At 70.2% G+C, this 20,972-nt stretch carries 20 protein-coding genes and 1 pseudogene; 11 read left to right on the top strand and 10 right to left on the bottom strand.

The features are described from left to right. Window positions 1-71: 71 nt before the first annotated feature. On the top strand, window positions 72-611 hold the full coding sequence (locus tag ACIF9R_RS11065; RefSeq protein ID WP_399977404.1) for a bacterial proteasome activator family protein: 540 nt from the start codon (window positions 72-74) through the stop codon (window positions 609-611). 125 nt (window positions 612-736) lie between these two features. On the opposite strand, the gene ACIF9R_RS11060 is transcribed toward ACIF9R_RS11065, so the two are convergent. Beyond that, window positions 737-2,395 carry a protein kinase gene (locus ACIF9R_RS11060; protein WP_399977402.1) on the bottom strand — a complete coding sequence of 553 codons (1,659 nt, stop codon included), beginning with the start codon at window positions 2,393-2,395 and terminating at the stop codon, window positions 737-739. Between the two features lie 345 nt (window positions 2,396-2,740). On the opposite strand from ACIF9R_RS11060, the gene ACIF9R_RS11055 reads away from it, so the two are divergent. The 4 genes from ACIF9R_RS11055 to ACIF9R_RS11040 all read left to right on the top strand — a co-directional run bounded on the left by ACIF9R_RS11055 (window position 2,741) and on the right by ACIF9R_RS11040 (window position 8,367). Continuing rightward, entirely contained in the window at window positions 2,741-4,378 is a 1,638-nt protein-coding gene (locus tag ACIF9R_RS11055) for a protein kinase (RefSeq protein WP_399977399.1), read from the top strand. 396 nt (window positions 4,379-4,774) lie between these two features. Next, window positions 4,775-5,980: a pyruvate dehydrogenase (acetyl-transferring) E1 component subunit alpha gene (pdhA, locus tag ACIF9R_RS11050; protein WP_399977397.1), complete on the top strand. Its 1,206-nt coding sequence runs from the start codon at window positions 4,775-4,777 to the stop codon at window positions 5,978-5,980. Between the two features lie 28 nt (window positions 5,981-6,008). Beyond that, window positions 6,009-6,974, top strand: coding sequence for an alpha-ketoacid dehydrogenase subunit beta (locus tag ACIF9R_RS11045; protein WP_399977902.1), 966 nt, complete (start codon window positions 6,009-6,011; stop codon window positions 6,972-6,974). Between the two features lie 10 nt (window positions 6,975-6,984). Continuing rightward, window positions 6,985-8,367 carry a dihydrolipoamide acetyltransferase family protein gene (locus ACIF9R_RS11040; RefSeq protein WP_399977395.1) on the top strand — a complete coding sequence of 461 codons (1,383 nt, stop codon included), beginning with the start codon at window positions 6,985-6,987 and terminating at the stop codon, window positions 8,365-8,367. Window positions 8,368-8,527: 160 nt separating this feature from the next. On the opposite strand, the gene ACIF9R_RS11035 is transcribed toward ACIF9R_RS11040, so the two are convergent. The 3 genes from ACIF9R_RS11035 to ACIF9R_RS11025 all read right to left on the bottom strand — a co-directional run bounded on the left by ACIF9R_RS11035 (window position 8,528) and on the right by ACIF9R_RS11025 (window position 9,628). After that, complete coding sequence (locus ACIF9R_RS11035; protein WP_399977393.1) at window positions 8,528-8,782, bottom strand: type II toxin-antitoxin system RelE/ParE family toxin; 255 nt, start codon at window positions 8,780-8,782, stop codon at window positions 8,528-8,530. Beyond that, entirely contained in the window at window positions 8,779-9,126 is a 348-nt protein-coding gene (locus tag ACIF9R_RS11030) for a hypothetical protein (RefSeq protein WP_399977390.1), read from the bottom strand. The genes ACIF9R_RS11035 and ACIF9R_RS11030 overlap by 4 nt, the downstream gene beginning before the upstream one ends. A 64-nt stretch (window positions 9,127-9,190) precedes the next feature. Continuing rightward, window positions 9,191-9,628, bottom strand: a complete 438-nt coding sequence (locus ACIF9R_RS11025; protein WP_399977387.1) for an ATP-binding protein — start codon at window positions 9,626-9,628, stop codon at window positions 9,191-9,193. Between the two features lie 223 nt (window positions 9,629-9,851). On the opposite strand from ACIF9R_RS11025, the gene ACIF9R_RS11020 reads away from it, so the two are divergent. Next, entirely contained in the window at window positions 9,852-10,733 is an 882-nt protein-coding gene (locus ACIF9R_RS11020; protein ID WP_399977384.1) for a helix-turn-helix domain-containing protein, read from the top strand. 6 nt (window positions 10,734-10,739) lie between these two features. Continuing rightward, on the top strand, window positions 10,740-10,958 hold the full coding sequence (locus ACIF9R_RS11015; RefSeq protein ID WP_399977381.1) for a DUF397 domain-containing protein: 219 nt from the start codon (window positions 10,740-10,742) through the stop codon (window positions 10,956-10,958). Window positions 10,959-11,120: 162 nt separating this feature from the next. Here the strand turns inward: ACIF9R_RS11015 and ACIF9R_RS11010 are convergent, their stop codons facing one another. Continuing rightward, a complete protein-coding gene (locus ACIF9R_RS11010) occupies window positions 11,121-12,035 on the bottom strand; it encodes a D-alanyl-D-alanine carboxypeptidase family protein (protein ID WP_399977379.1) in 915 nt (304 codons plus the stop codon). A gap of 219 nt (window positions 12,036-12,254) precedes the next feature. Here ACIF9R_RS11010 and ACIF9R_RS11005 point away from each other — a divergent pair, with 219 nt between their 5' ends. Together ACIF9R_RS11005 and ACIF9R_RS11000 are read left to right on the top strand one after the other, a co-directional pair. Continuing rightward, window positions 12,255-12,911: a GntR family transcriptional regulator gene (locus ACIF9R_RS11005; protein ID WP_399977377.1), complete on the top strand. Its 657-nt coding sequence runs from the start codon at window positions 12,255-12,257 to the stop codon at window positions 12,909-12,911. Next, complete coding sequence (locus ACIF9R_RS11000; RefSeq protein WP_399977374.1) at window positions 12,908-14,218, top strand: nitrate/nitrite transporter; 1,311 nt, start codon at window positions 12,908-12,910, stop codon at window positions 14,216-14,218. Before ACIF9R_RS11005 ends, ACIF9R_RS11000 begins: the two co-directional genes overlap by 4 nt. Before the next feature lie 98 nt (window positions 14,219-14,316). Here the strand turns inward: ACIF9R_RS11000 and ACIF9R_RS10995 are convergent, their stop codons facing one another. Next, complete coding sequence (locus ACIF9R_RS10995; protein ID WP_399977372.1) at window positions 14,317-15,141, bottom strand: maleylpyruvate isomerase family mycothiol-dependent enzyme; 825 nt, start codon at window positions 15,139-15,141, stop codon at window positions 14,317-14,319. Between the two features lie 183 nt (window positions 15,142-15,324). Between ACIF9R_RS10995 and ACIF9R_RS10990 the strand changes: the two genes are divergently transcribed. Then, window positions 15,325-16,125 (top strand): carbon-nitrogen family hydrolase, encoded by an 801-nt coding sequence (locus ACIF9R_RS10990; protein ID WP_399977369.1) that lies wholly within the window; start codon window positions 15,325-15,327, stop codon window positions 16,123-16,125. 194 nt (window positions 16,126-16,319) lie between these two features. On the opposite strand, the gene ACIF9R_RS10985 is transcribed toward ACIF9R_RS10990, so the two are convergent. Beyond that, entirely contained in the window at window positions 16,320-16,817 is a 498-nt protein-coding gene (locus tag ACIF9R_RS10985; RefSeq protein WP_399977366.1) for an LURP-one-related/scramblase family protein, read from the bottom strand. Between the two features lie 112 nt (window positions 16,818-16,929). Here ACIF9R_RS10985 and ACIF9R_RS10980 point away from each other — a divergent pair. Next, window positions 16,930-17,259, top strand: a pseudogene (locus tag ACIF9R_RS10980) (alkyl hydroperoxide reductase); the annotation flags it as partial. Here ACIF9R_RS10980 and ACIF9R_RS10975 read toward each other — a convergent pair. The 3 genes from ACIF9R_RS10975 to ACIF9R_RS10965 all read right to left on the bottom strand — a co-directional run bounded on the left by ACIF9R_RS10975 (window position 17,247) and on the right by ACIF9R_RS10965 (window position 20,845). After that, window positions 17,247-17,498 (bottom strand): DUF6458 family protein, encoded by a 252-nt coding sequence (locus ACIF9R_RS10975; RefSeq protein WP_103542737.1) that lies wholly within the window; start codon window positions 17,496-17,498, stop codon window positions 17,247-17,249. The pseudogene ACIF9R_RS10980 and the gene ACIF9R_RS10975 sit on opposite strands and share 13 nt — an antisense overlap. Window positions 17,499-17,585: 87 nt before the next feature. Beyond that, window positions 17,586-18,887, bottom strand: coding sequence for a M18 family aminopeptidase (locus ACIF9R_RS10970; protein WP_399977363.1), 1,302 nt, complete (start codon window positions 18,885-18,887; stop codon window positions 17,586-17,588). Window positions 18,888-19,018: 131 nt separating this feature from the next. Beyond that, window positions 19,019-20,845: an acyl-CoA dehydrogenase gene (locus ACIF9R_RS10965; protein ID WP_399977361.1), complete on the bottom strand. Its 1,827-nt coding sequence runs from the start codon at window positions 20,843-20,845 to the stop codon at window positions 19,019-19,021. Between the last annotated feature and the right edge of the window lie 127 nt (window positions 20,846-20,972).

The following is a 20,972-nucleotide window of genomic DNA, read 5'->3' as shown; positions in this document are numbered from 1 at the left end:
GATCCCCCGGTCCGCCGCGACTTCCGGGGGCGCCCCCGAGGCGGACCGCGGGCGTGCGCGACAATGACGGCATGGAGATGCCGAGGAACGAACGGTCGCCGGAGAATCCGCAGATCCTGGTGGTCGGCCAGGACGGCATGGCGCTCAGCGGCGGCACCGGAGACGAGGACTCCCGCGAGACCCCGGTGACGGAGCAGGTGGAGCAGCCGGCGAAGGTGATGCGGATCGGCAGCATGATCAAGCAGCTGCTGGAGGAGGTACGGGCGGCTCCTCTGGACGAGGCCAGCCGGGTCAGGCTCAAGGAGATCCACTCCAGCTCGGTGAAGGAGCTGGAGGACGGTCTGGCCCCGGAGCTGGTCGAGGAGCTGGAGCGGCTCTCCCTGCCCTTCACGGAGGAGGCCACCCCGAGCGACGCCGAACTGCGGATCGCGCAGGCCCAGCTGGTGGGCTGGCTGGAGGGCCTCTTCCACGGGATCCAGACCACGCTCTTCGCCCAGCAGATGGCGGCCCGCGCCCAGCTGGAGCAGATGCGGCGCGCTCTCCCGCCCGGCGTCGGCGACGGTCACGAGGAACCGCCCCTGGGCGGCCGCTCCGGCGGCCCGTACCTGTAACAGCCGCCCCACCGTCCCAGCCCGAACAGCCCGAACAGCCCGAACAGCCCGAACGGCTCGAACAGCCCGAAGGGGCCCGGCATCCGATGCCGGGCCCCTTCGTCGTGCCGTGTGCGGCCGCCGGGTCAGGACGGCGGGTTGCCCGTCGAGACCTTGAGAGTGATCTCCGGCATCTCCTCGGGGTCGACGTCCGTTCCCGCCGGCGGGAACTGCTCCCGGACGGAACCCTCTCCGTAGGTGTTCTCGTCCACCTCGATGATCTTGAAGTCACCCCAGCCGGCGGCCTGGAGGCACGCCTTCACCGACCCGATGTACTTGTACCGGAAGTTGGGGAGCTCGATCTTGTCGGGGTCGTTGTACGACTCCTTCGGCTCCTCGCACTCCTCCACGTCGATCGTCTTCGACGTGTCCGGCCCGCGGTAGCCCTCCGCCTGCGTCGCCGAGGCGCTGCTGCCACCGCCGCCCTGCGGGTCCTCCTTGTCGCCGCCGTTCATCAGCAGCGCCGCGATCAGACCGCCGACGGCCAGCACGGACACGGCGATCGAGCCGATGATCACCGGCCTGTTCCGGCCCCCGCCGCCCGAGCCGCCCGGCCCGGACGCCTGCGGCGTCAGGTTGTACGGCGGCGGGGTGGACGCGCCCTGCTGCGGTGCGTACGACGCCGGGGCGGGCGGCTGATAGCCGCCGTGCTGCGGATAGCCGTGCTGCGGATAGCCGTACGCCGGGGCCGGGCCGGCCGGGGCCGGAGTGCCGTACGGGTTCGGCGCCGGGGCCGGCTGGTACGGCGTCTGGACGTTGCCCGTGGGCGCCGGGGTCGCCCGGTCCACCGGAGGGAACACCGCGGAGCCGACCCCCGAGCCGCTCTGCGCCGGCATGCCCGGCACGATGCTCGGCGGGGCGGGGCTGACGGACTGCGCCACCCGCAGGCACTCCCCGCGCATCGCCTCCGCGCTGGGGAAACGCTCGTTCGGATTCTTCTTCAGCGCGCGGGCGATCAGCGCGTCCACGGCCGGCGGCAGTGAGCGGTTGATCGAGGAGGCGACCGGCGGCTCCTCCTGCACATGCGCGTACGCGATGGCCAGCGGCGAGTCCGCGTCGAACGGCAGCCGCCCGGTGACCAGCTGGAACAGCATGATGCCGACCGAGTACAGATCGGAGCGCGCGTCCACTCCCCGGCCGAGCGCCTGCTCCGGGGAGAGGTACTGCGGGGTGCCGACGACCATGCCGGTCTGTGTCATCGACGTGACACCCGACTGCATGGCGCGGGCGATGCCGAAGTCCATCACCTTGACCACACCGCGCTTGGTCATCATCACGTTGCCCGGCTTGATGTCCCGGTGGACCAGCCCCATCTCGTGGCTGATCTCCAGCGCCGCCAGCACGTCCGCGGTGATCTTCAGCGCCTTGTCGGCGGGCATCGCGCCCTGCTGCCGGGTGTCCTCGTCGAGCACGGACCCCAGCGGGCGGCCCTCGACGTACTCCATGACGATGTACGGCGTCGTCATGCCGTCCACATCGTCCTCGCCGGTGTCGAAGACCGAGACGATGTTGGTGTGCGTGAGCTTCGCCACGGACTGGGCCTCGCGGCGGAAGCGCTCACGGAACGCCTGCTCCCGGCCGAGTTCCGTATGCAACGTCTTGATCGCGACCTGGCGGTCGAGCACGCTGTCGTAGGCGAGGTACACCGACGCCATGCCGCCCTGGCCGAGCAGGTCCCGCAGTTGGTAGCGTCCGCCGGCGAGCGCCCGCCCCGCATGCCGGCCCTGTGCGCCGTCCTGGCTCATGTTCCGCGTCCCCCGTAGCCTCTCCGGCGCCGCCGTCGGTGACGGTCTCGTCGTAGATCGAAAGTGCTATTCCCGGCCAAGTCTGCCCCAGGCCACCGACACGTCAAGCGCGGTGCCCGATCCGTGACCGTACGCGAAGGAAGCGTCGCGGAAGCGTTACAGCGGTCGTGCCACCGGCACACGGGATTTGCACGACAGTACGGAGTACCGGTTTCATGGCCGGTCCGTCCCGTGTCGGCCCCGGCGATCCGTCTCGGACCGGCGCCCCGCGCGAAGGCTGTAGCGTGGGCCGACGGAGACCGTGACAACACCGCGCACCGCGGGCAGAAACGACGGCGAGGACCGATGGCACAGCAGCAGCGCGCTCAGGGCCCGTCCGACCCCGAGGCGACTGGCGGCGGCAATGCGGACGCGCCGGACAACTTCGGCAACGGCGGACTCGTGGGCGACGGCCGGTACCGGCTCACCCACCGGCTCGGCCGGGGTGGCATGGCGGAGGTCTTCGCCGCCGAGGACGTACGTCTCGGCCGCACGGTCGCCGTCAAGCTGCTGCGCGCGGACCTCGCCGAGGACCCGGTCTCGAAGGCGCGCTTCACACGCGAGGCGCAGTCGGTGGCCGGCCTCAACCACCACGCGATCGTCGCCGTGTACGACTCCGGCGAGGACGTCATCGGCGGCCAGTCGGTCCCCTACATCGTGATGGAGATCGTCGAGGGCCGCACCATCCGCGACCTCCTGCTGAACGCCGAGGCCCCTGGCCCCGAGCAGGCGCTGATCATCGTCTCCGGTGTGCTGGAGGCGCTCGCCTACTCCCACCAGCACGGCATCGTGCACCGTGACATCAAGCCGGCCAACGTCATCATCACCCACAACGGCGCGGTGAAGGTGATGGACTTCGGCATCGCCCGCGCGCTGCACGGCGCGTCCACGACGATGACGCAGACCGGCATGGTCATGGGCACCCCCCAGTACCTCTCCCCGGAGCAGGCACTCGGCAAGGCCGTCGACCACCGCTCCGACCTGTACGCCACCGGCTGCCTGATGTACGAACTGCTGGCGCTGCGTCCCCCGTTCACCGGTGAGACGCCGCTGTCGGTGGTCTACCAGCACGTCCAGGACATCCCCACGCCTCCCTCGGAGGCCTCGGACGCCTGCCCGCCGGAGCTGGACGGCATGGTCATGCGCTCCCTCGCCAAGGAGCCCGACGACCGTTTCCAGACGGCCGAGGAGATGCGCGGGCTGGTCCAGTACGCGCTGCAGATGCTCTACGACCAGGGCGGCCACACCGGCACCTGGAACACCGGCCCGGTCAACCTGCACGAGGGCCCGCGCACCCCGGCGGCCGGCTTCGCGGGGGCGGCCGCACCGGCCCACCCGGACGTCGCCGGTACGACCGTGATCCCGCAGCCGATCCTCCCCGCCGGATACGGCGGCGGGGACGACGGCGGCTTCGAGGGCGGCGGCAACCAGGGCAGCGGGCGGGGCAAGCTGTGGATCCTCGCGGCGCTCGCGGTGATCGCCGTCGTGGCGGGTGTCGCGCTGGCGCTCAACAACGACGACGGCAAGGGGGACGGCGGCAAGACCGACCCGTCGCCGTCCGTCTCGCGCACCACCGAGGACGAGAAGACCAGCGAGTCGCCGAGCGGCGAGGCGACCGAGGAGACGACGGACCCCGAGGCGAACCCGGGCGGCGGCTCGGGCGGCAACGGCGACTGGAAGCCGTCGTACGAGCCGACCTGGACGCCGTCGCAGCCGGAGACGGAGGAGCCGAGCACCCCGCCGCCGGCCACGCAGCCGACCCAGACGGACGGCACGGAGGACGGCGGCACCGGACCCGGCGGCACCGAGGACGGCGGCACGGGACCCGGCGGCACCGAGACCGGCGGCACCGAGGACGGCGGCACGGAGAACGGCGGCACGGGACCCGGCGGCACCGACGCGGGCAGCGCCAACGTGGGCGGAGTGGCCGGCGGGGCGACCTGACCGGCCCGCCCGCTCCGGCGGTGCTCCCCTCACCTCGCCGTGTGCACCCCGTGACACCCCAGGCGGCACGCCGTGCCGTTACGCAAGTCGGCTCTTCCCGTGCCCGGGGTCCCCGGGATAACGTGCCGTTGCTCCGGCCTCCTGCAAGGCTGTGACCAGCGCGCCTTCACAACCTTTCCCGATTTACTTGGAAATCCAAGCAAAATCGCAGGTCAGGTGGGGTTTCCCAGAAATGTGATGCACTGGGTACGGTGCCTCTTGCAGGGCGCTCGCCGGGGCACCTGTCACGCCTGTTCCCGGCCGAGTGGCACCCACCCCGTGCCCGGTGGTCGAGTAACAGGTGAGCCGCACTGGCCTGCCGGCAACCCCGGGGGCCGGACCGACGGAGGAGCACACGTGACCGTGGAGAGCACTGCCGCGCGCACATCGCGACGCAGCGCCGGAAGCAAGGCCGGCACCACCGGCACCAAACGCACCACCAGCGCCACCAAGAAGGCCGCCGGCGCAGGGAAGAGCGCCGAGCCCGCCCTCGTCCAGCTGCTGACGCCCGAGGGCAAGCGCGTCAAGAACGCCGAGTTCGACCGGTACGTCGACGGCATCACCGGCGACGAGCTGCGCGGTCTGTACCGCGACATGGTGCTCACCCGCCGCTTCGACGCCGAGGCCACCTCGCTGCAGCGGCAGGGCGAGCTGGGCCTGTGGGCCTCGCTGCTGGGGCAGGAGGCGGCGCAGATCGGCTCCGGCCGGGCGCTGCGCGACGACGACTACGTCTTCCCCACCTACCGTGAGCACGGCGTCGCGTGGTGCCGCGGGGTGGACCCGACCAACCTGCTCGGCATGTTCCGCGGTGTGAACAACGGCGGCTGGGACCCGAACGGCAACAACTTCCACCTGTACACGATCGTCATCGGCTCCCAGACGCTGCACGCCACGGGGTACGCGATGGGCATCACCAAGGACGGCGCCGACAGTGCCGTCATCGCCTACTTCGGCGACGGTGCCTCGAGCCAGGGCGACGTGGCCGAGGCCTTCACCTTCTCCGCGGTCTACAACGCCCCGGTGGTGTTCTTCTGCCAGAACAACCAGTGGGCGATCTCCGAGCCGACCGAGAAGCAGTCCCGCGTGCCGCTGTACCAGCGCGCGCAGGGCTTCGGCTTCCCGGGCGTGCGCGTGGACGGCAACGACGTGCTGGCGAACCTGGCCGTCACCAAGTGGGCCCTGGAGCGGGCCCGCGCGGGTGAGGGCCCGACGCTGGTCGAGGCGTTCACGTACCGCATGGGCGCGCACACCACCTCCGACGACCCCACCCGCTACCGCGGTGACGAGGAGCGTCTGGCCTGGGAGGCGAAGGACCCGATCCTCCGCCTGCGCCGCTATCTGGAGTCGTCGAACCACGCGGACGAGGGATTCTTCGCGGAACTGGAGACCGAGAGCGAGGCGCTGGGCAGGCGGGTCCGCGAAGCGGTCCGTGCCATGCCCGACCCGGACCACTTCGCCATCTTCGAGAACGTGTACGCGGACGGGCACGCGCTGGTGGACGAGGAGCGGGCACAGTTCGCCGCCTACCAGGCGTCGTTCGCGGACGAAGACGGGGGTAAGTGACATGGCGGAGACCATGACTTCCACGAGCATGGCCCTGGCCAAGGCGATCACCGAATCGCTGCGACGCGCCATGGAGGAGGACCCGAAGGTCCTCGTCATGGGTGAGGACGTCGGCAAACTCGGCGGCGTCTTCCGGGTGACGGACGGGCTGCAGAAGGACTTCGGCGAGAGCCGCGTCATCGACACCCCGCTCGCCGAGTCGGGCATCGTCGGTACGGCGATCGGCCTGGCCCTGCGCGGCTACCGCCCGGTGGTGGAGATCCAGTTCGACGGCTTCGTCTTCCCGGCGTACGACCAGATCGTCACGCAGCTCGCGAAGATGCACGCCCGTGCGCTGGGCAAGGTCAAGATGCCCGTCGTCGTGCGCATCCCCTACGGCGGCGGCATCGGCGCGGTGGAGCACCACTCGGAGTCCCCGGAGTCGCTGTTCGCGCACGTGGCGGGCCTGAAGGTGGTCTCGCCGTCGAACGCGTCGGACGCGTACTGGATGATGCAGCAGGCCATCCAGAGCGACGACCCGGTGATCTTCTTCGAGCCCAAGCGGCGCTACTGGGACAAGGGCGAGGTCGACCCGGATGCCATCCCGGGCCCGCTGCACACCGCGCGCGTGGTGCGCGAGGGCACGGACCTCACCCTCGCCGCCTACGGCCCGATGGTGAAGCTCTGCCGGGAGGTCGCCGACGCGGCGGCCGAGGAGGGCCGCTCTCTGGAGGTGCTGGACCTGCGCTCGGTCTCCCCGATCGACTTCGACTCCGTCCAGGCGTCCGTGGAGAAGACCCGCCGGCTGGTCGTGGTCCACGAGGCACCGGTGTTCTTCGGTTCCGGCGCGGAGATCGCCGCCCGGATCACGGAGCGCTGCTTCTACCACCTGGAGGCGCCGGTCCTGCGGGTGGGCGGATACCACGCGCCGTACCCGCCGGCCCGTCTGGAGGAGTCCTACCTCCCGGACCTGGACCGGGTGCTCGATGCCGTCGACCGCTCGCTGGCGTACTGAGGAGAGGGTCGTGACGACGATGACGAACGCGTCCGTACGCGAGTTCAAGATGCCGGACGTGGGCGAGGGCCTCACCGAGGCCGAGATCCTCAAGTGGTACGTCCAGCCGGGTGACACCGTCACCGACGGCCAGGTGGTGTGCGAGGTCGAGACGGCGAAGGCGGCCGTCGAACTGCCCATCCCCTACGACGGTGTGGTCCGCGAGCTGCACTTCCCCGAGGGCACCACGGTGGATGTGGGCACGTCCATCATCGCGGTGGCCGTCGCGGGCGGCGCGGTGGCGGAGGAGGCACCCGCGCCCGCCCCTGCCGAGGAGCCGGCGGAACCCGCCGAGAAGCCGGCCGCCCGCAAGCCCGTCCTGGTCGGCTACGGGGTGTCGACGTCCTCGACCCGCCGCCGCCCCCGCAGGACGCCGGCCACGGACACCGCTGCCGAGCAGGCGACGGTGGCCGCCCAGCCGGAACTGAACGGCCACGGCGCCGCCGCCGCCGGCCGGGAACGCCCGCTGGCGAAGCCGCCGGTGCGCAAACTGGCGAAGGACCTGGGCGTCGACCTGGCCTCGGTCACGCCGACCGGCCCGGACGGCATCATCACCCGTGAGGACGTCCACGCGGCGGTGGCCGCGGTGGAGGCCCCGCGGGAGCAGCCCACCCCCGTGCCCGCTCCGGCCGCCCCGGTGTCGTACGACACCGCCCGCGAGACCCGTATCCCCATCAGGGGGGTCCGCAAGGCGACGGCGGCGGCGGTGGTCGGTTCGGCGTACACGGCGCCGCATGTCACGGAGTTCGTGACGGTGGACGTGACGCGCACGATGAAGCTGGTGGAGGAGCTCAGACAGGACAAGGAGTTCACCGGCCTGCGCGTGAACCCCCTCCTGCTGATCGCGAAGGCCCTGCTGGTCGCGATCAGGCGCAACCCCGACATCAACGCGTCGTGGGACGAGGCGGCCCAGGAGATCGTGGTCAAGCACTACGTCAACCTGGGCATCGCGGCGGCCACCCCGCGCGGTCTGATCGTCCCGAACATCAAGGACGCCCACGCCAAGACGCTGCCGCAACTGGCCGAGTCCCTGGGCGAACTGGTGTCCACGGCCCGCGAGGGCAAGACGTCACCCGCCGCGATGCAGGCCGGTACGGTCACGATCACCAACGTCGGCGTCTTCGGCGTCGACACGGGCACGCCGATCCTCAACCAGGGCGAGTCGGCGATCCTCGCGGTCGGCGCGATCAAGCCCCAGCCGTGGGTCCACAAGGGCAAGGTGAAGCCCCGTCAGGTCACCACCCTGGCCCTCTCCTTCGACCACCGTCTGGTCGACGGCGAACTGGGTTCCAAGGTCCTGGCCGACGTGGCCGCGATCCTGGAGAACCCGAAAAGGCTGATCACCTGGGCGTGACGCCCGGGAACCACTAGGTTCACCACGGGAGGGGCGCCGCAAGTTCGGGTTGCGACGCCCCTCCTGCCGTGCCGGTCCGCTCAGACCCGATGGAGCACGTACACCGGGGCCCCGCCCTAGTCAGGGACGAGCGTCCGTGTACGTCGGATCCTGCGGTCTGTCACAGAGCGGTACTGCCCACCATAAGGATTTTGATGGCGACGGTGCCGCCGTCGATTTCATAGGTCGCCCGGTACTTCCCCACCCGTAAGCGTCGGAGGCTGGTGCCGCCGAGTTTGCTGCTGGAGGACGGCTCCGGGTCAGCGGCGAGGGCATTGATCGCCTTCACCAGTGGCTTCACCGCGTCGCCGTCTCGGGCGCGGAGCCGTTTGAGCCCTTCGGAGGCAGTCCGCTCCCAGATGATCGTGTAGCTCATGAGGCCTCGGCTCCCGCGACGAAGGCGTTGATCTCGGCCTGGGTCGCCGTAGGCCCTTCCACGAGCCGTGCGTACAGGGAGACGGTCACGTCGGCGAAGTCGACGGCCTGCTCGCGTGCGTCCCCATCCGGTGCGGAGTCGGCGAGCGCCTGCGTCCACCAGTGGTTCAGGAATGCGTCGAAGCCGCCGGGGTCACCCAGGGCGCTCAGCTCCGCGTAGAACTCGGTGCGCCGGTCGATGCGGAGAGCCGTACCGATCCCCTCCACGGTGCGGGGTACGACGTTGCCGGTGAACCCGGTGGTGTCTTGCGCCTCGGTCACCGCGTCCTGCCACTCGCCTGTCATCCGAGCCTCCCTTCGCCGTGGAGCAACAGTACTGCCGCGGTGCGTCGGCCGACGGCTGAGCGGACTACGCATCGGTCCTCCCCGTCACGGTCAGTTCGGCCCACACCGTCTTGCCCACGCGAAGCCGCTCCACCGACCACTTGTCCGCCACCATTTCGACGATGAGGAGGCCGCGCCCGAACTGGGCGTCGAGGTCCGAGGTCCTGCGCTGCGGCGGTCGCTCCCCCTTCGGGTCCGTGACGGCGATGCGCAGGGCGCCGCCGGTGAGGGAGGTCTCCACCCGGAACAGCCGGTCCTGCAAACAGCCGTGCAGCAGGGCGTTGGTGCACAACTCGCTCGTGATCAGCGCGGCGTCCCCGGCGACATCGGGGTGCCCCCAGCCGGCGACGAGTCGAGCGACGTGCCTGCGGGCGCGCGGGATGTTCTGGGGGTATGGGGTGTAGCTGATCGTGTCGTAGCGGCCGTTCACTTCGAAAGCGGGGGACGGGCAGGGACCGGTCACAGGGCGTACCTCCTTGTGCGGGGTGGCGGTGGCTCCGCCGTGCGGATGAGGGCAGCACGGTGCACTTCCGCCCTTGTGTGACGTTGAGTGGCTTGTTGAGTACTGAAGGTAGCCTCTTTGGGGGTAGGCAGCAATCGAACAGGACAGCAATATTGCTGTCCCGGTTTGTGGACGGATTGCTCCGAGGTCCAGACTGGTGCGACTGACCGGGAGGGAACGCACGATGGCGGGCAATGATCCTAATCGCGGCAAGACGATCACGACCGTGCTGGGGCGACGGCTCGGCGGGGAGCTGCTGCGGATGCGGGAGGCGTGCGACCTGCGTCAGACACATGCGGCTGAGGCACTGACGGCATCGGTCACCAAGGTCGCGAAGATTGAACGCGGTCAAGTACCGATGAGAGACCCCGACATCAGGGCACTGTGCCACTTGTACGGCGAGAACGACGAAGCGGTGATCGGGAAGCTGCTGGCTCTGGCGAAGGCGGACAGGGACCGACGCAAGGCCAAGGGGTGGTGGAACCAGTACCCGCAACTGACGGCACAGATCGAATACGTCGCCCTGGAGGACATCGCCACAGAGATTCGCACCTGGCAACTGACCTTCGTACCCGGCCTTTTGCAAACCGCCGACTATGCGCGGGCTCTCGCGGTCGGCAATGGGGCCTGGCAGGACCTCGACGAGATCGAGACCTTCGTCGAGGCGAGGATGGCCCGGCAGGCGAGACTCACCGGTGAGCGTCCTTTGCAACTCTGGGCATTGCTGCACGAAGGGGCTTTGCGTCAATTGGTCGGTGGCCGGGACGTCATGCGGGCGCAGTTGGAGCATCTGCTGGAGGTGGCGAGCCTGCCCAACGTACGCGTGCAGGTTGTTCCGTTCATGGCCGGCGCTCACCCTGGCATGACCTGTGCCTTCACTGTGGTGTCCTTCGCGGAGCCCGGTGCGCTGGATGTGGTGCAGGTGGATACCTTGTCGACGAAGGTCTGGCTGGAGAGTGAGACTGATGCCGCGCATCACGGCGCGGTCTTCGACCGCATCACGCGACTGGGGTTGGCGCACAGCAACTCGGTCAGACTCATCGACGGCATCCGCAAGGGGGCGTAGGACACCGTGTCCGAGTTCGATTTCAGGAAGTCCACATACAGCAGCGGCGATGCCCACGGCGAGTGCGTCGAAGTCGCCCGCAACATACCCGGCATCGTGGCCGTCCGGGACTCCAAGGATGCCGACGGGGCGATGCTCCGGCTCGCGTCCTCCGCCTGGGCGGCGTTCCTTGCGGACGCCGTCGTCGAACGCTCTGCTGCGTACGCGCCGAGGGCGATGTCGTAGCGATGTGGCAGCCCATGCCCGGAAGGGGCCCGCTCACTCTCGGCACCGCCGTCTGCCTGCGGAAACGCTGAGACCGTAACCTCCAGTTACGGTCTCGGGGTTGCAGCCGTCCACAGGGAAAAGGGGCCCACCCGTGCAGGTGGGCCCCGTCGCGTCCGTGCGTCAGATCTTGCCGAAGCCGTAGTTCAGGATCTTCTTCGCGTCCTTCTCGCGCTGGGCGGCGGAGGAGGAGGCGAGGACCGTGCCGATGACCGTCTTGCCGTTACGGGTTGCGGCGAAGACCAGGCAGTACTTGGACACCGAACCGGAGCCGGTCTTCACGCCGATCGTGCCGCTGTAGCTGCTGAGGAGCGTGTTCGTGTTGGTCCACGGCGCCATCGTGCGGGTGCCGCCCGTCTTGGTCTTCGTCTTGGCCGTGTACTTCTTCGTCTTCACGATCCCGCGGAACGTCGCGTTCTTCATCGCGCTGCTCGCGATCTTCGTCAGATCGCGCGGCGTGGAGTAGTTCTTGCCGTTCCCGATGCCGTCGAACGAGTCGAAGTGGGTGTTCTTCAGGCCCAGCTTCTTGGCGTCCGCGTTCATCTTGCCGATGAACGACTTCACTCGGGCCGACCGGGTCTTGCCCGTGCCGAACTTGTCCGCCAGCGCGTACGCCGCGTCGCAGCCGGACGGCAGCATCAGCCCGTACAGCAGCTGGCGCACGGTGACCTTGTCGCCGACGATCAGCCGCGCGGACGAGGCGTTCTTCGACACGATGTAGTCGCTGTACGCCTTCTGGATGGTGACCGTGGCGTTGAGGTTCAGGTTCTTCTGCGCGAGCACGACCTTCGCGGTCATGATCTTCGTCGTCGAACCGGTCGAGCGGCGCGTGTCACCGCCCTTGTAGTACAGCGTCTTGCCGTTCGCGTTGTTCATCACGTAGCCGCCCTTGGCGACGATCGTGGGAACGGCGGCGGCCTGCACGGGCGCGGCCTGCGCGGGCGCTGCGTAGAGGGCTCCGGTCGACAGCATCGCGCCGGTGGTCACGGCGACGCCGACGGCTCTGCGGAGGCGGATGCCCTGAATGCCGATATTCAAGTGAGGTACCCCGATTGAGTTGAATGCCCCGGTGGTGCGGCAGAGTTGAGGAGCGGCCGACAGGGCGGCCGCATATATCCGACTCCTTCAGGGGGTGGATGGTTGCGCTCGGGGCGGAGGGAATTCTTCGCTCACGAGGACGGGCGGGCGCGCGGGGCGGGGTGGTCCGCATGGTGGACGTACGATCCCATGCGTACGTGTTGTATCTATCCTGTCCGCATGACCAGCCCGACCCCCGTGAAGCAGCCGCCCGCCGCCGAGCGCGTCTACAGCCATGTCAAGCAGGGCGTACTGGACCGCCGTTACGAGGGCGGCACGCTGCTCACGGAAGGTGAGCTGGCCGACGCCGTCGGGGTCTCGCGGACCCCCGTGCGCGAGGCGCTGCTGCGGCTGGAGGCCGAGGGGCTGATCAGGCTCTACCCGAAGAAGGGCGCCCTCGTCCTGCCCGTCTCCGCGCAGGAGATCGCCGACGTCGTGGAGACCCGGCTGCTCGTCGAGGAACACGCCGCCAGAAAGGCCGTGCCCGCGCCCCCCGGTCTCATCGAGCGCCTGGAGCAGCTGCTCGCCCGCCAGCGGGAGCAGGCGGCCGCCGGCGACTTCGCCGCCGCCGCCGTCACCGACCGGTGCTTCCACGCCGAGATCGTCCGCAGCGGCGGCAACGAGATCCTCTCCCGCCTCTACGACCAGCTCCGGGACCGTCAGTTGCGCATGGGCGTCGCCGTGATGCACTCCCACCCCGACCGCATCGCCAAGACCCTCGCCGAGCACGAGGAGATCCTTCGGGCGCTGCGCTCGGGGGAGGCGGAGGCCGCCGTCGGGGTGGTCGGCCGGCATGTCGGTTGGTTCTCCCACCTGGCCCGGGGCGAGGTGCGATGAGCCGCACGCTTCCCGGGGATCCTCCCCCGGAGGGGGCACCCCCAGGCGGCCGGCGCGCCCTCGCCGTGTGGGGGATCGGCGTCTCCGTCTACTTCGTCGCCGTCATCTTCCGTACGTCCCTGGGCGTGGCCGGTCTCGACGCCGCGGACCGCTTCGACGTGGGCGCCTCCGCCCTGTCCACCTTCTCCATCCTCCAACTGCTGGTCTACGCGGGTATGCAGATACCCGTCGGGCTGCTGGTCGACCGGCTCGGCACCAAGAAGGTGCTGGGCATCGGCGTCGTGCTGTTCACGGCCGGGCAGCTCGGCTTCGCCCTCTCCCCCTCGTACGGCATGGCGCTCGCCTCGCGGGCGCTGCTCGGCTGCGGTGACGCGATGACGTTCATCAGCGTGCTGCGGCTGGGCACCCGGTGGTTCCCGGCCCGCCGCGGGCCGCTGGTCGCGCAGATGGCCGGGCTGGCCGGGATGGCGGGCAACCTCGTCTCCACGCTGGTGCTCTCCCGGCTGCTGCACGGCATCGGCTGGACGGCCGCGTTCGCGGGCAGCGCGCTCGCGGGGGTCGTGGTGTTCGTGCTGCTGGTGCTGTTCCTCAAGGACCATCCCGAGGGGCATGAACCGGAGCCCGTCCTGCACCGGGGCGCGGCCTATGTACGGCGTCAGATCGCCATGTCCTGGCGGGAGCCGGGGACCCGGCTCGGACTGTGGGTGCACTTCACCACGCAGTTCCCGGCGATGGTGTTCCTGCTGCTGTGGGGCATGCCGTTCCTGGTCGAGGCGCAGGGGCTGTCGCGGGCGGCCGCCGGTGAACTGCTGACGCTGGTGGTGCTGTCCACCATGGTCTTCGGGCTGGTCTACGGGCAGGTCGTCGCCCGGCACCACGGGGCGCGGCTGCCGCTGGCGCTGGGGACGGTCGGTGCGACGGCGTCGCTGTGGGCCGTGACGCTGGCCTGGCCGGCGGATACGGCGCCGATGTGGCTGCTGGTGGTGCTGTGCGCGGTGCTGGGGGCTTGCGGGCCGGCGTCGATGCTCGGGTTCGACTTCGCCCGGCCGGCGAATCCGCCGGAGCGGCAGGGGACGGCGTCGGGGATCACGAACATGGGAGGCTTCGTCGCCTCCATGACGACGTTGTTCGCGATCGGGGTGCTGCTGGACGCGACCGATGACGACTACGCCGTCGCCTTCTCGTCCGTGTTCGTGCTCCAGGCGCTGGGCGTCTCGCAGATTCTGCGGCTGCGCGGGCGCGCGGTGCGCAGGGAGCGGGAGCGGCTGGTGGCGTCCCGGGTTTCCTCCGTGCACGTGCCGGTGTAGCTGCCCGGGGGCGGGGGCCGGGTGGGGGCCGCGGCCCCGGCGTCTCCCGGGCGCCTCCCCCACTCCCGGCGCACGTCTGCCCGCGGATGTGCGCGGGGCTACGGGGTGACCGCGAAGTGCCTCAGGATCGCCTCCGCCAGGTCCAGGTCGCCCTCCGTCTTCACCCGGTCCGCCACCGCCTCCGGGGTCACGCGGCCGCAGGTCAGGCGGACGAAGGTCTCCCAGTCGAGGGTGAGGGTGGCGGCGGGGCCCAGGGCCGGGGCCGTCTCCAGGGTGCCGCGGCCCTGGATGTCGACGCGGATCGTGCGCAGGAACTCCAGCGGGCCGTGCACGTCGATGACCACGGCCGAGCTGCGGGGGGCCTGCGCCTCCTTGGCGACCACGCGCGGCAGTGCGGCGAGCAGCACGTCGCGGGCGACGTGCGCGCCGGGGGAGTCGAGGTTGCCCGGCCGGCCGAGGGCCGTGCGCAGATCCTGCTCGTGCACCCACACGTCGAAGGCGTGCCGGCGCATGGACTCCTCCAGCGTCAGCTCCGTGTTCAGCGGACCGCGCACCTTGGTACCGGGCTGGCGCGACTCGTTCCGCAGCTGGCGGTTGCGGCGGATGATCATGAGCTCCAGCTCGGAGGTCATCTCCGGCGCCGTGTGGTGACGGCGCACGTCGACCTGCATCTCCATGTACCGCTGGTGGTCGTTGGTGACGTGGAACAGGTCGCGGGGCAGGCTGTGGATGGGGCGGGGGTCGCCGTACATCTCGGAGTCCTGGCCGATGACGTGCGAGACCACGTCACGGACCGACCAGCCCGGGCACGGCGTCCGCCGGTTCCAGTCGGCCTCCGGAAGCGGCTGCACCAGCTCGGATATCGCCTCGATCGAGTGGGTCCAGGCGTCGGCGTAGGGCTGGAGGGTGGGATGCAGGCTCACGGAACGGGACCCCTCGGCGGTCGGTACACGGGCAGGTTGCGGCATGCGGTGCCAGTGGGCGGTGGCTGCACGGCGTGGGTGTCTCGGGTCGCTAAGTTACGCTGCTGAGCGGCACCCCGGCAGTGCTTTCGTGTGACGATCGTAGGCCCGTGTGCGCGGGTCGAATGCCAGGACGGTGGTAGTGTGCGCGCTTCGTTGCTTCAAGTCGCCGTGAACGAGGGCGAAACGGTCGAATCGCGCCGGCGTCGGGTCGCCGCGATGGTGCGGGACCAGGCCGGAGCGGATCTTGTCGTGCTCCCGGAGCTGTGGACCACGGGCGCGTTCGCCTACGAGGAGTTCGCCGGCGAGGCGGAACCGCTCGAAGGACCGACGTACGAGGCGATGGCCAAGGCCGCGAGCGAGGCGGGCGTGTGGCTGCACGCGGGTTCCGTTCCCGAGCGGGACCCGGACGGCCCTCTCTACAACACGTCGCTCGTCTTCTCCCCCTCCGGTGACCTGGCCGCCGCCTACCGCAAGATCCACCGCTTCGGCTTCGACCAGGGCGAGGCCGTTCTGATGGGAGCGGGCGACGAACTGGTGACGGTCCGCCTTCCGCACACCGTGCTCGGTGTGGCCACCTGCTACGACCTCCGTTTCCCCGAACTCTTCCGCGGTCTTGTCGACGCCGGTGCCGAGACCTTCGTCGTCCCGGCGGGCTGGCCGGAGCGCCGCCGGTCCCACTGGACGCTGCTGGCCCGGGCCCGGGCCGTGGAGAACCAGGCGTTCGTGCTCGCGTGTGGAACGGCCGGGACACACGCCGGGGTTCCACAGGCGGGTCACTCGATCGTGGTGGACCCCTGGGGCGAGGTCCTGGCGGAGGCGGGCCCCGGGGAGGAAGTCCTTGACGTCGACTTCGACCCGGCCACGGTGGCGGGCACCCGCGAGCGCTTCCCGGCCCTGAAGGACCGCGTCCTGGGCCTGGCCCGCCCCGCCCGCCGGCCCTGAGGGGTGTCCGGCGGATCATGCCGGGGGGCGTGGGGGTCGGCACGCCCGTCCGCGGCGTTGTCGTCGGTTGTCGACGCTCCGCGTCGCCGCTTTCCTCCGCCGGTGCGGCCGCACCGGACCCCACTCGCCCCAGCCGGCCGGATACCGTCGGCTGCCTCCGGCCTGGTCCGCCGGACCCCCAGAGTGCCGCGGCACTAGTCGTCCTCCCGTTCCTTCTCCGCCAGGTGGATCACGCACACCGCCACCGCGATCAGCAGCGCCGGGTCCGTGTCCTCCCGTACGACGTCGATGCCGTACGTGTCCCGGAGGGTGAGAAGGCGCCGTGAGATGACGGCGAGCAGCTCACCGTCGTACTCGACGGCGAACTCCCGGTCGAGGATCCGGCCGCTGACGTCCAGCTCGGTGCTGCCGTCCGCCAGGGCCACCCGGTAGTGGTTGCGCAGCAGCGACAGCCGCTTGCGCCGGACGGTCGCCAGCGCCTCGCCCCCGCGCTCGATCACCATCGTGTCCCGCAGGGCGAGCATCTTCTGCCGGATGTCGACGAGCACCCGGCCCTCGGTGTCCTTCAGCTCGAAGGTGTCCCGCAGCCGCATGGCCTTGCCGTCGACCAGGAAGACCTTGTTCCCGCGGTCGTCCTCGATCCAGTAGTCGTCCCCGATCCCCAGGATCCGGTCCCGCACAAGAAATCTCATGCCCCGAGGACTTCCCCGGGCCCGCCCCCGCAACCCGGCTGCTAGCCCGACGGGCGGAGCCCCGTCACCCGGGACCGCGGCGAGGACCACGACGACCCGTTCTCCGCCACCACCGGCGGGCCGGCGGCCCGACACCCGGTACGGGCCCGCGACCCGGCTGCCGGTGTCGGCCTCTCCCCCGGGTCTGCTGCGCGACGGCGAGGGCGCGGGAGACGAACTCTCCCGCGCCCTCGAACTCGACCCCGCGGTCCCGGAGGGGGTGCTGCACGTCTCCGCGACGGCGGCCTCCTGCGACACCGGCCCGGACAGCGCGTACCCGGCCTGCCATGTCCACCGGGACGACTGGGCCCTGCCCGTACGCCTCACCGCGCGGGGCACGGACCGGCTGCCTCTGGTGCTGACCGCTTCGGTTCCCCGCCGTGCCCCCGGTCAGACTCCGTAGCCGTCGCTGTAGCCGTCGCGGGTGCGCGGCCGGGTGGTGTCGTCGACGACCGGGGTGGCGGGTGGTACGACGACCCGCCGACGCCGGGCGATGCTGCTGAAGGTCGCGACGCCGATCAAACCGACGATCATGAAGATGATGCCGACCAGGTCAAGGTTGACACCCTGCATGTCCCAGTCGGTCGCGAACGTGAGGATTGCTCCCACGGCGATGAGGATGATGCATCCGCCGAGGCCCATGAGTGTCGCCTCCCTGTCCGGTGTTTCCGGTGCGCACCGGGTACCCGGAGGCGCGGCTGCCATGCGCCACGGACCAGGGGCGGTTGACTACCCCTCAAGGAACGCCACGAGTGCCTTCGCCAACAGGGACGGGTCCTCGGCGCCGCACAGTTCGCGGGCGCTGTGCATCGACAGGATGGCCACGCCGATGTCGACGGTCCGGATGCCGTGCCGGGCCGCGGTGATCGGGCCGATCGTGGTGCCGCACGGCATCGCGTTGTTGGAGACGAACGACTGGAAGGGGACGCCCGCCTTCTCGCAGGCCGCGGCGAACACCGCCCGGCCCGAACCGTCCGTGGCGTAACGGTTGTTGACGTTCACCTTGAGGATCGGCCCGCCGTCGACGCGGGGGTGGTGCGTCGGGTCGTGCCGCTCCGCGTAGTTGGGGTGGACGGCGTGACCGGTGTCGGAGGACAGACAGACGGTGCCGGCGAAGGCGCGGGCCCGGTCCTCGTACGAGCCGCCGCGCGCGAACACCGAGCGCTCCAGGACACCGCCGAGCAGCGGGCCGTCCGCGCCGGTGTCGGACTGGGAGCCGTTCTCCTCGTGGTCGAACGCGGCGAGGACCGGGATGGAGGACAGTCCGGAGCCCTGTCCCGCCGCGGCGGCGGCCAGCGCGGCCGTACCCGCGTGCACGGAGAGCAGGTTGTCCATGCGCGGGCCGGCCACCAGCTCGCGATCGCGGCCGAGGTAGGCGGGCGGCTCGACGGGGTGGACCATCAGGTCCCAGCCGGTGACCTCGCCGGAGCGGAGACCGGCGGTCTCCTCCAGGAACGCGATGAGGTCGCCGTCCCGGACGTCGTCGCCCATGCCCCAGACCGGCTGCATGTGCCGCTGCTTGTCGAGCTTGAGGCCGTCGGCGTTGACCGAGCGGTCCAGGTGGATGGCGAGCTGGGGGACTCGCAGCAGCGGACGGTCGACGTTCACCAGGCAGGTGGAGCCGTCGCGCAGGGACAGCCGGCCGGCCAGGCCCAGGTCGCGGTCGAGCCAGGAGTTGAGCAGCGGCCCGCCGTAGATCTCCACGGCCACCTGGCGCCAGCCGTGCGCCCCGCTGTCGGGCCGGGGCTTGACGCGCAGGGTGGGGGAGTCGGTGTGGGCGCCGACGATCCGGAAGGGGGTGTGTGCGGCGGCACCCTCGGGGACGTACCAGGCGATGATCGCACCGCCGCGCAGCACGTACCTGCCGCCGGCCGTCCCGTCCCAGGCGTCCGTCTCCGCGACCTGCCGGAAGCCCGCCTTCTCCAGCCGCTCGGCCGCGTTCGCCACGGCGTGGTACGGCGTGGGGCTCGTCGCCAGGAAGGACATGAGGTCGTCGGTGTGACCGCGATCGAAGCGGGGGGGTTCGCTCATGGGTTCACCTTAACGAGGGCGAGGGCCCGCTTCCCGGTGCGGGAGCGGGCCCTCGGATCCGTCTGTACGGGGCTGTACGGGGTTGTACTGGGTCGGTCGGAGAAATGGTCGAGGGGCGGTCCTGGAAAGTCCTAGAAAGCGGCCTCGTCCAGTTCCATCAGGTCAAGACCGACGCCCTCGGCGATCTCGCGCGCCTGGGTGACACCCGGGAGGACGTTGGCCGCGAAGAACTTCGCCGCGGCGATCTTGCCGGTGTAGAAGGGCTTGTCCTTGGCGGAGGCCGTCGGGAGCTTCTCGGCGGCGACCGCGGCGCCCCGCAGGAGCAGGTAGCCGACGACGACGTCACCGGAGGCCATCAGCAGGCGGGTGGTGTTCAGGCCCACCTTGTAGATGTTCTTGACGTCCTGCTCGGTGGCCGCGAGGTCGGTGAGCATCAGGCCGACGAGGGCCTCCAGCTCCACGGCCGCCTTGGCCAGGTGCTCGCGGGCGCCCGCCAGCTCCTCGCCGCCCTCACCGAGCGCCAGGAACTTCTTGATGTCCTCGGCGAGCGAGTTCAGGGCCGCGCCCTGGTTGCGGACGATCTTCCGGAAGAAGAAGTCCTGGCCCTGGATGGCGGTCGTGCCCTCGTACAGGGTGTCGATCTTGGAGTCCCGGATGTACTGCTCGATCGGGTACTCCTGCAGGAAGCCGGAGCCGCCGAAGGTCTGCAGCGACTGCGCGAGCTGCTCGTAGCCCTTCTCGGAGCCGTAGCCCTTGACGATCGGCAGGAGCAGGTCGTTCAGCGCGTGCTCGGCGGAGACGTCCTCGCCCGCCGCCTCCTTCACCGCGATGGTGTCCTGGACGGCCGCGGTGTGCAGGACGAGGGCGCGCATGCCCTCCGCGTACGCCTTCTGCGTCATCAGCGAGCGGCGCACGTCGGGGTGGTGGGTGATGGTGACCTTGGGCGCGGTCTTGTCCATGAAGTTCGCCAGGTCGGGACCCTGGACGCGCTCCTTGGCGTACTCCAGCGCGTTCAGGTAGCCCGTCGACAGGGTGGAGATCGCCTTCGTGCCGACCATCATCCGGGCGAACTCGATGATGCGGAACATCTGGCGGATGCCGTCGTGCTTGTCGCCGATCAGCCAGCCCTTGGCGGGGTGCCGGTCGCCGAAGGTCATCTCGCAGGTGTTGGACGCCTTCAGGCCCATCTTGTGCTCGACGTTCGTGGCGTACACGCCGTTGCGCTCGCCCAGCTCGCCGGTCTCGAAGTCGAACACGTACTTCGGGACGAGGAAGAGGGAGAGGCCCTTGGTGCCGGGTCCCGCGCCCTCGGGGCGGGCCAGCACGTAGTGGAGGATGTTCTCCGACATGTCGTGCTCACCGGAGGTGATGAACCGCTTCACGCCCTCGATGTGCCAGGAGCCGTCCTCCTGCGGCACGGCCTTGGTGCGGCCGGCGCCCACGTCCGAGCCGGCGTCCGGCTCGGTGAGGACCATGGTGGAGCCCCACTGCTTCTCGACCGCGATCCGCGCGATCCTCTTCTGGACGTCGTTGCCCTCGTTGTAGAGGATCCCGGCGAAGGCGGGGCCGGAGGAGTACATCCACACGGCCGGGTTCGCGCCGAGCACCAGCTCGCCGTACGCCCAGACCAGGGACGGGGGAGCGGTGGTGCCGCCGACGCCCTCGGGCAGGCCGAGGCGCCAGTACTCGGAGTCCATGAAGGCCTGGTAGCTCTTCTTGAAGGACGCGGGGACCGGTGCGGTGTTGGTCTCCGGGTCGAAGACCGGAGGGTTGCGGTCGGCATCGGTGAAGGACTCGGCGAGCTCGTTCTCCGCGAGCCGGGTGAGCTCGTCGAGGATGCTCTTCGCGGTCTCGACGTCCATCTCCTCGAACGGGCCCGTGCCGTACAGCTTGTCGCGGCCGAGTACCTCGAAGAGATTGAATTCGATGTCGCGGAGATTCGACTTGTAGTGCCCCATGGCGACGGCTCCGTAAGAGAGAGATCGGCGAGGCACTGACTCCTCGCACCTGTGTCACGTACCAACAAGTAGCTACGCATGATGCTACCCGTCGGTAATAAGAAGCAACCCCGATCCGGACATCTGT

It is taken from the genome of Streptomyces sp. NPDC086080, from assembly GCF_044540255.1.
Classification (GTDB): Bacteria; Actinomycetota; Actinomycetes; order Streptomycetales; family Streptomycetaceae; genus Streptomyces.
Note: the sequence above shows the minus strand (reverse complement) of the source record. Positions and strands in the feature narration are given on the sequence as shown.